The 11,266-nt window shown below is 58.8% G+C and carries 6 protein-coding genes and 1 pseudogene; 1 reads left to right on the top strand and 6 read right to left on the bottom strand.

What is annotated here, in order from left to right; translation table 11 throughout:
• Nucleotides 1-36: 36 nt before the first annotated feature.
• Nucleotides 37-4,080 (top strand): DNA-directed RNA polymerase subunit beta', encoded by a 4,044-nt coding sequence (locus tag F7D08_RS07905; RefSeq protein WP_152210102.1) that lies wholly within the window; start codon nucleotides 37-39, stop codon nucleotides 4,078-4,080.
• 102 nt (nucleotides 4,081-4,182) lie between these two features.
• On the opposite strand, the gene F7D08_RS07900 is transcribed toward F7D08_RS07905, so the two are convergent.
• The 6 genes and pseudogenes from F7D08_RS07900 to F7D08_RS09975 all read right to left on the bottom strand — a co-directional run bounded on the left by F7D08_RS07900 (nucleotide 4,183) and on the right by F7D08_RS09975 (nucleotide 11,222).
• A complete protein-coding gene (locus F7D08_RS07900) occupies nucleotides 4,183-4,797 on the bottom strand; it encodes an FHA domain-containing protein (RefSeq protein WP_152210101.1) in 615 nt (204 codons plus the stop codon).
• A 24-nt stretch (nucleotides 4,798-4,821) separates the two neighbouring features.
• Nucleotides 4,822-5,421, bottom strand: coding sequence for a variant leucine-rich repeat-containing protein (locus F7D08_RS07895; RefSeq protein WP_152210100.1), 600 nt, complete (start codon nucleotides 5,419-5,421; stop codon nucleotides 4,822-4,824).
• A gap of 39 nt (nucleotides 5,422-5,460) precedes the next feature.
• Entirely contained in the window at nucleotides 5,461-6,399 is a 939-nt protein-coding gene (locus F7D08_RS07890) for a PP2C family protein-serine/threonine phosphatase (RefSeq protein ID WP_152210099.1), read from the bottom strand.
• Nucleotides 6,396-8,870: a transglutaminase family protein gene (locus F7D08_RS07885; RefSeq protein WP_152210098.1), complete on the bottom strand. Its 2,475-nt coding sequence runs from the start codon at nucleotides 8,868-8,870 to the stop codon at nucleotides 6,396-6,398. The genes F7D08_RS07890 and F7D08_RS07885 overlap by 4 nt, the downstream gene beginning before the upstream one ends.
• The gene (locus tag F7D08_RS07880) at nucleotides 8,867-10,093 is read right to left on the bottom strand and encodes a DUF58 domain-containing protein (protein ID WP_152210097.1); all 1,227 of its coding nucleotides are present in this window, start codon (nucleotides 10,091-10,093) and stop codon (nucleotides 8,867-8,869) included. Before F7D08_RS07880 ends, F7D08_RS07885 begins: the two co-directional genes overlap by 4 nt.
• Nucleotides 10,094-10,106: 13 nt before the next feature.
• A pseudogene (locus F7D08_RS09975) lies at nucleotides 10,107-11,222 on the bottom strand (AAA family ATPase).
• Between the last annotated feature and the right edge of the window lie 44 nt (nucleotides 11,223-11,266).

The following is an 11,266-nucleotide window of genomic DNA, read 5'->3' as shown; positions in this document are numbered from 1 at the left end:
GTGAACGAAATTTTTTCAATAGAAACGGATTAATAAGTGCTGGACGTCAACGCATTTGACAAGCTTCGCATCGGCCTGGCCACCGCGGATGACATTCGCGGCTGGAGCCACGGCGAAGTCAAGAAGCCCGAAACCATCAATTACCGTACTCTGAAGCCCGAGAAGGACGGTCTGTTCGGCGAGCAGATCTTCGGTCCGACCCGCGACTGGGAGTGCGCCTGCGGTAAGTACAAGCGTGTGCGCTTCAAGGGCATCGTCTGCGAGCGATGCGGCGTCGAAGTGACCCGTTCCCGCGTTCGTCGTGAGCGCATGGGCCACATCGAGCTGGCAGCTCCGGTCACCCACATCTGGTTCTTCAAGGGTGTGCCCTCCCGTCTGGGTTACCTGCTGAACGTCACCCCGAAGGACCTGGAGCGCGTCATCTACTTCGCCTCCTACATGGTCACCGAAGTCGACGATGAGCAGCGCCACAACGATCTGCCCGGCCTGCAGGACGAGTTCGATTCCGAGATCTCCCGCCTCGAGCAGCGCCGTGACTCCGACATCGAAGCCCGTGCCAAGAAGGTGGAAGAGGACCTCGCCGCGCTCGAAGAGGCCGGCGAAGCCAAGGGCCCGGCCCGCGCCAAGCTGCGCAACGGCGCCGAGCGCGATATGGCTGCCATCCGTACCCGCTACAACGACCAGATCGCCCGCGTGGACGCCGTCTTCGATAAGTTCAAGAAGCTCAAGCCCGGCGACATGGTCGACGATGTGGACCTGTGGCGTGAGATGCAGGATCGCTACGGCGACTACTTCGACGGCTGCATGGGTGCCGAGGCCATCAAGAAGCGCCTGCAGTCCCTCGACCTCGAAGCCATCTCCAAGGAACTGCGCGAAGAGATCAAGGATGCTTCCGAGCAGCGCAAGACCAAGGCTTTGAAGCGTCTGAAGGTCGTCAACGCCTTCCTGACCACCGGCAACAAGCCGGAGGCCATGGTGCTCGATGTGATTCCGGTCATCCCGCCGGACCTGCGCCCGATGGTTCAGCTCGACGGTGGCCGTTTCGCCACCTCCGATCTCAACGATCTGTACCGTCGTGTGATCAACCGTAACAACCGTTTGAAGCGACTGATCGAGCTCGGCGCTCCGGAGATCATGCTCAACAACGAAAAGCGCATGCTCCAGGAAGCCGTCGACTCCCTGTTCGATAACGGTCGTCGTGGACGCCCGGTCACCGGTGCCTCCAACCGTCCGCTCAAGTCCCTGTCCGACATGCTCAAGGGTAAGCAGGGTCGTTTCCGCCAGAACCTGCTCGGTAAGCGAGTTGATTACTCCGGCCGTTCCGTGATCGTCGTCGGCCCGTCCCTGCGCATGCACCAGTGCGGTCTGCCGAAGCCGATGGCCCTTGAGCTGTTCAAGCCGTTCGTCATCAAGCGTCTTGTGGACCTGAACTACGCTCAGAACATGAAGTCCGCCAAGCGTCTTGTGGACCGTGGCGACTCCGAGGTGTGGGGCGTGCTCGAAGAGGTCATTTCCGAGCATCCGGTGCTCCTCAACCGTGCACCTACGCTGCACCGTCTGGGTATTCAGGCCTTCGAGCCGATTCTGGTGGAAGGCAAGGCCATCCACCTGCCGCCGCTGGCCTGCGCCGCATTCAACGCCGACTTCGATGGCGACCAGATGGCAGTCCACCTGCCGCTGTCCGCCGAAGCCCAGGCCGAAGCCCGCTCCCTGATGATGGCTTCCGACAACATCCTGAAGCCGGCAGATGGCCACACCGTGACCATGCCTTCCCAGGATATGATCCTCGGTCTGTACTACCTGTCCACCGTGCTGGAAGGCGCCAAGGGTCAGGGCCGCGTGTTCTCCTCCCTCGAGGAAGCCGAAATGGCTCTCGATCTCCACGAGATCGACATGCAGGCCAAGGTGCTCATCCGTCTGCCGGAGAGCTTCGTGCTGCCGAAGGACTGGGAGCCGGGCGAAGTCAAGGTGCTCGACCCGCGCGAAGGCGAGAGCGATGTCGCCAAGGAAGAGCGCTTCCACGACGGTAGCGTGCTGTTCGCCACCTCCTACGGCCGCATCCTGTTCAACCAGACCCTGCCGACCGACTACCCGTTCGTCAACGATCAGGTGGCCAAGGGCCGTCTGTCCAAGATCGTCGATGACATCGCTATGCGCTACTCCACCCAGCAGGTGGCCGTGACGCTGGACGCCCTGAAGGATCTCGGCTTCACCCGCGCACCGTGGTCCGGTGTGTCCTTCGCCTTCTCCGACGTGAACGAACCGCCGGAGCGTGACCAGAAGATCGCCGAGTATGAGGCCAAGGCCGACAAGGTCAACGCCAACTACGAGATGGGTCTTCTGACCGAGGAAGCTCGTCGTCAGGAACTCATCGACCTGTGGACCGAGTGCACCGCTGAGGTCTCCAAGGAAGTCGAGGATAAGTTCGATCCGACCTCCAACCTGGCCATCATCGTGCAGTCTGGTGCACGAGGCAACATGATGCAGATCAACCAGATCGCAGGTATGCGAGGCCTCGTGGCAAACCCGAAGGGTGAGATCATTCCTCGTCCTGTGAAGTCCAACTACCGCGACGGCCTGTCCGTGCTGGAGTACTTCATCTCCCAGCACGGTGCACGTAAGGGTCTGGCAGATACCGCACTGCGTACCGCAGAATCCGGTTACCTGACCCGTCGTCTGGTCGACGTCTCCCAGGATGTGATTGTCCGTGAGGAAGACTGCGGCACCAAGGCCGGCCTGATGATTCGCGTGGCCGATCGCGACGCCGACGGCAACCTGACTCTCGTCAAGGCCGCTGATGGTGGCCCGTACTCCCGTCTGCTCGCCGCCGACGTCATCGACCCGGCCGATGGCCAGACCGTGCTGTACAAGCGTGACGACGCCCTGTCCATGGACGTGCTGCACGACCTTGTTGCCCACGGTGTCGAGGAAGTCAAGTGCCGTTCCGTGCTGACCTGCGAGTCCAAGCGCGGCGTGTGCGCCAAGTGCTACGGCTGGTCCCTGGCCACCAACACCTTGGTCGATGTTGGCGAGACCGTCGGTATCGTCGCCGCCCAGTCCATCGGTGAGCCTGGTACCCAGCTGACGCTGCGTTCCTTCCACTCCGGTGGTGTGGCCGCCGCATCCGATATCACCCAGGGTCTTCCTCGTGTTACCGAGCTTTTCGAGGCTCGTACCCCGAAGGGCGAGGCTCCGATTACCGAATTCGCCGGCACCATCAAGATCGTGGAGAACGATCGCGGCCGCCAGATCATCCTGACCCCGGACGCCGATTCCGGCGCCCCGAAGGAGGACGGCGTCATCAAGCCGATCACCTACCAGGTGTCCAAGCGCGTGCCGCTGAAGGTTGCCGATGGCGACCACATCAAGGTCGGCACCCAGCTGGTCGAAGGTTCCGTGGATCCGAAGAAGATCCTCACCATCCTCGGCAAGCGCGCCGCCCAGGTGAACATCGTGGAGGAAGTGCACACCGTGTACCGCTCCCAGGGTGTGGACATCCACGACAAGCACATCGAGGTCATCGTGCACCAGATGACCCGCCGCGTCACCATCATCGACTCCGGCGACACCGATCTGCTGCCTGGCGAACTGGTGGACAACGCACGCTTCCGCGAGATCAACCGCAACGTGGTCAAGAACGGCGGCAAGCCTGCCGTCGGCCGTCCGGCGCTGATGGGTATCACCAAGGCCTCCCTGGCCACCGATTCCTGGCTGTCCGCCGCATCCTTCCAGGAGACCACCCGCGTGCTCACCGAAGCTGCGCTCTCCGAGAAGGTCGATGACCTCAAGGGTCTCAAGGAGAACGTCATCATCGGTAAGCTCATCCCGGCTGGTACCGGCCTCGCCCGTTACCGCAACGCTGTGGTGGAGCCCGACAAGGCCATCCGCGACACCATCTACCCGAACTTCGGCCTGGGCGGTGACGGTGATCTTGGCGATGCGAACTTCTCCGACGCCGACCTGTCTGACCTGAACTTCTCGAACCTCGAGTTCGGTGATCTGAAGCTCGGCGACGACTTCAACCCTGACGACTTCTACTCCGATCAGGGCGGTCTGACCGACGGCGACGACCAGCAGTGAGCTGGCGGTAGCCCAATAGCGTAAGAGGCTTGGAACGTATATCGTTCCAAGCCTCTTTTCGTTTACTGCTGCCGGTTATTTCCTGCCGGCTACTGCATTGATTTACTGCATGCGCGTCAGCTCGAAGAACAAATCTCCCAATCGTATCGTTGCAGGGACAGTAACCTTTACCGGCGTGCCTTTATGTACTTGGGTTTCCTGACCATCATGAAGCATATAGGTGCCGTTGAGCGAGCCATAATCCTCAATCCACAGTATTCCATTGGCATCGATGCTGATGGCTGCATGATTGCGCGACGTGGTGCGCGTGGGATCGTCGATGCGTGCGGCCTTGGCCCCTTCGGGCACATCCATCGAAGGTTTGCGGCCAAGGAGCGTGCTGGCGTCGATGACGATATCCTGACCGGTCACATCATTATGCAGCCGATAGATGGTGCGGGGTGCTTTGGCGATGAACGATGATGACAGTACGGTGCTGTCCCAGTCTTGAACAGTGGCATCCTGCCAGTCCTGATCATCGTCTGATGCTGAGGACGATTCCGAGGAAAGACTGGAGTCATATCCCGGGAAGGAGAGAAACTCCGGGAATCCGGAACTGGCATGTTCCAGGGATGCCGTTTCCTGTGCGAAGACCTCTGATTGTTTGGCGTTATCCGCCTGAGAATCATCGGCATACCAGCCGGGATCCGGAGCTGGAGGATATGGCACAACAGACATTACTGCTCCTATCGTTGCTTGCCGTTATTGGCGTGATTGACGAGTGGCCAATGCGGCGTCGATGGCCGGATCGCCGAGCTGACGCAGCCAATCCACCAGAGCCGGGTAGGTGTTGGGGTTCCGGGCAATGCAGACACGCAGCTCCGGAGCATATTGGGCGATTTGAGCGATCTGCATTTGATCGGTTGTGGTCAGTGCTTGCTCAACGGTGAATCCGTACGGGTTGGTTGGCGTGGGCTCCTGGAATATCGGTGTCTGCGATGTGGTCCGAGAATCAGCCTGTGCGTTGGCGGGCGCATCGGCGGTTTGTTGGGTCGGCGTATGGCGCTGTTGGGCGGCTTGCTCCTGCTGTTCAACGGTGTAAACCGGCTGGGTGTCAGGCCGTACGGTTTGCGGCTGGATTGGGCCGCCAATCGCATCGGCGGTGAAACCGATTTGCGCCAACGTCTCACGGGCGCGCGCGTCGCCGAATTCAGCCAGCCAACGTTTCAATCCAGGGTAGCAGCGAGGATGCACGGCAACGTTGGCGCCGAATTCCGGATTCTCGTAGGCGATTTTCGCGAGCAGAATAGGATCTGCATTCGGGTCCTGCACTGCGGCTACGGCAGTATCGTAATCAACCATGAGCTTGTCTCCTTGTGTGGTCTGTGATCTATAGCGCGTCTATGCCTGCATGGAACGAATAGTGCGTAATGTCTGCAATGTGGTGTCGTCGAAGGTTCCCAAATCTTCACCATCACCGAGCCGGAACACGTTGAAATCATGCTGTGCCGGTTCGTTTGCAGGCATATCCACCACGATTATGGTGATGTTGTCTCTGCCGCCGGCGTCCAGTGCCGTCTGTACCAATGCGCGTACCGCGTCTTGCGGATCTGCATACGCGGCGGCGATGCCGGCGATTGCCCGGTCGGGGACCTCTCCATACAGGCCATCGGAACAGATGATGTATCGGCCGGCAAGATCGGCGATATAGACATCGGCACTGATGCCGGCCGGATCCCCCAGACATTGCGTGATGATATTGCGTGGTATCAGGGCTTCGGCAGCATGAGGGGTGAGGAGCCCCGCATCAATGGCCTCCTGCCGTCGCGAATGGTCCCGGGTGATGCGGATGAGCGAGGTCGCGTCCCATGATGGGGCAGCGGGGTCAATATCCGCCTCGGAAGTGTTGCCGGGATTGTGGCGTTGCTGGCTGTGATGCCGTACGCGATGTTGCGGGCTGAGATGATAGGTGCGGGAATCGCCGATATTCACCACGTAGGTGTGTCGGTCGGCATTCGCAATGCCGGTAGGCATACTGGGCAGCACCAGACCACTGATCGTGGTTCCCGCCACACCGCCCAGCTGCTGACCTAGATTCAGAATCCGCTGATGCGCGTCCTGCAACGCATATTGAATGTCATGGCGGTTGCGAACCGGCATATCAGACAGGGAGGCGAACCGTTGAACGGCGAGTTGACTTGCCTGCTCGCCTCCGAGACCTCCGCCCATGCCATCGCATACCACGAAGACGCCGTGACGTGCCAAACAGGAGTCCTGGTTGTTCTTGCGCTTGAGACCGGGGTCACTGGTCATCGCTACGCGAATGGAACCGGTGATCATGATGTCTTCCCCTTATTGCGGCGGTCTAGGGCTGCGTTGAATGACGTGTTGCGCGGCATTGCTGCATGCGACTTGGTGCGTTTGTGTGCAAGTATACGCATGCCGCGCAAGGAAAGGCGCGTTTTCACCCGTCTCAAGCGGGGGAGTGCGTGCAGGAGCGTGTGACGGGTCTCGTCGATGCGGGACCAATATTGACTCGCCTGCTGCGAGTCAATTGGCTGACCGGAGAATGTTGCATAATCGGCTTCCCTGCTGAGATCGCGCAATGCGTCGGCTGAAGTAGTGAGCTGATTCGCGATTGCTTCAGCTTGATCGCGGCGAGTGCCAGCCATCGTTATGCCGCTTTGCACAGCCAGTGCACAGAGCGCGTTCCAGCCTGAAGCCACTCTGATTTGCGGTGCTCCATACCGGCGGGCGCGCGCCAGTAATATTGCCTTGCCTGCCAGTATGATGCCGCAGGCAATCATGATTGCCCAGAGCGGACTGCCATAGAGGGCCACGGCTTTGGCCGTACGCCAGAATCGAAGCCAGAGCAGATTGGGCACTTGGTCGTTGGCATCAGTACCGGAGAGTGAGCTTTGGCTTTTCGCCTGCGCCTGGTCACGCAACGGGTCGGTGAGCGGCACCGGTGGCTGCCGGACCAATGTTTGCGGATTCGGCGGCGTGAGATTCTGGTTATCGTCCGGAAGCTTGGTTTCTTTGGGGGTGGGGTAGAAGGCTACCCAGCCGAGATGCTCAAGCTTGATTTCCACCCAGGCGGCGATGTCGTTACCGGTGAATTCGATTGCGGTGGTATGCCCGGCCATAGTGGTTGTGCGCGCATCGGAAATGCTGCCATCGGCATCTTTGGGCAGGAATCCCATGACCACGCGGGAAGGCAGACCAAGCTCTCGCGCCATCAGCGCCATGGCCGAAGCGTATTGTTCGGAGTCTCCCACCATCGCAGTGCTGGCCAGCAGCTTGTTGATCCGGTAATTGCCATGCCCGGCTTGAGAGGGGTAATCCCCTTGCAAACCGTGGGAGAACCAGCCTGAATCCTTCAGGGTGCTGGCCAAAGCCTGTGCGGCGGCACCGCCGGTTGTCTGGCCGCCGGCGATTGCAGTGGCGAGTTTGCTTGCGGAATCGGGCACATCCTGTGCTGGAGGCTGGCTGATGTGCGCGACCGTCGTTTTGCTGATGGTTACGTCGCTGGGAGTTACGGGGATGACGCCGGATTCGGTGTATGTCATGCCATTGCGCATGCCAGCCGAGAAAATCGCCGAATCGGTGTCACTGTTGTAGTAGAACGTGTCGGCGTCGTTATGTTCGGTGAACCGTACGCTTGTCGCCGCTCCGGCCAGAGGCAGCCAAGTGTCGTTCAACCCCTGATGCACGATGAACACCGCGGTGAAATCCTTACCGTGTTCATTGGTGGCGATTGACGTGCCGACTCTGCGATAGTCCGAGGAATCCGCGGCCTCGGTGGAATCGGAAAGATTCCAGACCGAACCATCAAAGCGGTCCATAACCGCCAATCTGACTGGGGTGCCGGCGGGAAGGTTCTTGACGGTGAGCAGTACATCGTCCTTATGATCTTTGATGTAGGAGCGCATACCGCTTAAGGGACTGGTATAGTCATACGGACTGATTGGCGGATCATACCAATCTCGCAACACCAAGCGATGCTGCGGAATGAATACGGTTCCGGTGAAAGCCATCGCGGCGGCAAGCAGCACGATGAGAAGAGCGGACAGCCAACGTCCCCATTCCATGCATTTCAAGCGCCATGACATCCACACGATCAGCAATATCGTGAACACGATGCTGCTGACGACTCGGTGCCATCCGATATTCGTACCCAGCAATGCGCATACGGCCATCGCGGTGGCGAGCGGCAACGTGCTGAGCAATGGGATCCAGGCGTGCGCACTCACGGCGAACAGTCCGGCAAGGAACGAAAGCCATAGGCCTATGGTCCATACTGCCATGAGGCTGCCGTCTGCGGCACCGGTGGGAGGGTCGATGGAAATGAGGTATTTAAAGGATCCGAACGTCGCCTCCCACCCCTGATTCAAGGTTTCGATGGTGGGAATGCTGTGTGCGATGGTGGTGGAGTTCAGCGTTAGTACCGGTCCGATGATGAATTGCGACGCGGCGAGGAAAACAAGCTGCCACCACAAGGTGAGCGCTGGCTGAAGCCCGGCAAGGGCGATCAGCGTTCCCAAAACGGTAGAAGGGATTGCTGCCGCCATCCATGGGATCGGTGTGCCATACACATCAATAAGGTTGGATTGGGCGATCCACATAAGCAGTAGGATGACCATCATGCTGCTTATGTGTCTGATCCAAGATTGCTGAGTGTCTTTGAACTGATGCGGCATGCCTCCTTGCGTCATCCAGATTACCGAATGCGTGGAATCGGCCCATGAGCCGGTGCGCTGTTGCGCAATGTGCCGTGGACTGACGGCAGCCGCCGGAAAGGTCTTGGTCATGCGAGCACCCCCATGATAATGGGCAGATCGTCAAGTTCTCCAATGGTGGCCAGCGTAAAGTTGCTGAACTGTCTGATGGCACGATTGGCCCCGGAACGAACCTGTACAACAACGCATCGTGCTGAACGAGGAAGCGCCTTGACCATGCGTTTGATAGGGTCGATGGTTTTCAACGCGCCCACGGTGAAGTAATAGAATGAAGCATCAGGCGTATGCCTCAGTGTGCTGTCGGCAAGATTTGGAAGGTCCGTTCGACTAGGGCCAATGCCGCTGGCTTCATCGAGCAATTCCATGGCATTGCGAGGACGGTCATGCGATTGCCCCGCATGCATGCATACCGGTCTGTGCTGGATTAGGCATGCGACGCCGATTGAGGCATGGACGGATACGGCCATTTCGAATTCTTCGGCCGAGCCATAATCATCAGGATTGATGTCGATGGTCAACGATGTATCGGTACGCTTGGTGGCCTCGTATTGGCGAATCATCAGTGCACCGGTTTTTGCAGAGCTTAACCAATGCACATTGCGTACATCGTCGCCTGGCATGTATTCACGGAGTCCATAGAAATCGAGGTCGTCATCAACGATTTGACCTGATGGATGCCCTTCCAGATCTCTTGGAATGCCGGCGTTCAGCGTGCTGAGCCGAACGGTTTTAGGGTGAATGAACACGGTGAGTCGTTCGGCCAGCTGTTTTTCATGGCGAATCAGGCCGAATGGGTCGCCTTTGCGAATGCGTAGCGGGCCAATGGAAAGCACCGCTCTCGAGACCGTGCGGAACGTCAGTTTGGTTTGCTTGGCCTGCCCGGGGGCCAACATCGGAATGTTGAATCGCTCATGGTGCACTCCGATGGGAAGGTCGCCGTGGGCGCTGGTTGTTGCGGATTTGCCGGTGTTGCTGATATCGACGTCGATGTTGACGCAGTCGCCAACGGTTACGCGATGCTTTGAAGCGCTGATACGCGCTTCAAAGCGAGTGTTGCCCACGGACAATACGATGGCTGCGATTATCATGACTGCAGCCATGATGCCGAAGACCAGTAGTCCATGCCAGCCCAGAAGCGGGAACAACACAAAACAGGCCATTGATGCTACCGTGACCACCCATCCCCAAGGGGAGATGTATTCGCCGAAGGCATGCTTGGCGCGTTCGACGAAACGACTGAGCCCATGGTCATGCCGATGGCGTAGCCGTGACGGTACTACGGATGGAGTAGCCATATGCCTATACCTTTCAGGCTCCCATGGTGGGCGTGGGAACGTCTTCGAGGATTTGTTCGATAAGGTGTTCGGCGGTGGTACCGTCGAATGTGGCCTCAGGGGTGAGCATGATGCGATGGGCAAGAACCGCTACGGCAAGATCCTTGACATCGTCCGGGATCACATAGGCTCGACCATCCGCGGCCGCCCAAATTCTGGCGCAACGGGTGAGCGCCAGTGCTCCACGCATCGAAGCGCCTACGGTGATCCGTTCGTTATGCCGTGTTGCTTCGATGATGCGCACAATGTATTCGCGGATTGAGTCATCCACATATACGATGGCGGCGGTTTGGCGCAAGCGGAGCACATCATTGCCCGACAGCACGGGAGAAACGGTCTGTGCACGATCGGTGATATCCACCTGTTTGAGAATGTCCACTGACGCGTCGTGGCTCGGGTAGCCGATAGAGGTTTTTATGAGGAATCGGTCCATCTACGCTTCAGGCAACGCGTAGGTGCCAAGCTGCTCGATGGGATTCTGGGTCGCGATCACGATGAACGGTTGGGGTACATCATGTGTCTGGCCATCCACCGTAACCTTCTGCTCCTCCATGACTTCCAGCAGCGCGGACTGTGTTTTTGGCGAGGCTCGGTTGATTTCATCGGCCAGGACGATGGATGCGAATATCGGGCCATCGCGGAATTCGAATTCACCGCGCTTCTGGTCGTAATACGTGACTCCCACCACATCGGAAGGCAGCAGATCCGGAGTGAACTGAATGCGTTTGAAACTGGCGGCGATGGAATTTGCCAGGCCTCGGGCCAGCTGCGTCTTGCCGGTACCCGGATTGTCTTCGAGCAGCACATGCCCGCCGACCATCAACGCGGTGACGCATTGCTTGATGGGAACCGATTTGCCGATGACCACTTGCGAGATATTACGCACCAGGTTGCTGAAGGCTTGTTGGAACTCTTCTATCTGTGGTGAGGCTTGCGGTATGAAGCCGGCGTTGGTCGTTGCGGAGGCTGTGGGGGATATGGCTTCGCTGGCATGGTCGAGTGGTCCATGAGGCAGATGCGACAGAAGGGTGCTGTCTGACAATTGGGTGGCGTCGGACAGCTGCGTTGCGTCATCGATGTGCTCGCTCATATGTGCTCCTATGGTGTGATTCATAACAACTGAGGTGGATTGCT

This window comes from Bifidobacterium cebidarum (assembly GCF_009193305.1).
Classification (GTDB): domain Bacteria; phylum Actinomycetota; class Actinomycetes; order Actinomycetales; family Bifidobacteriaceae; genus Bifidobacterium; species Bifidobacterium cebidarum.
The sequence above is the reverse complement of the archived record's forward strand: the minus strand, read 5'-3'. Positions and strand labels throughout refer to the sequence as shown.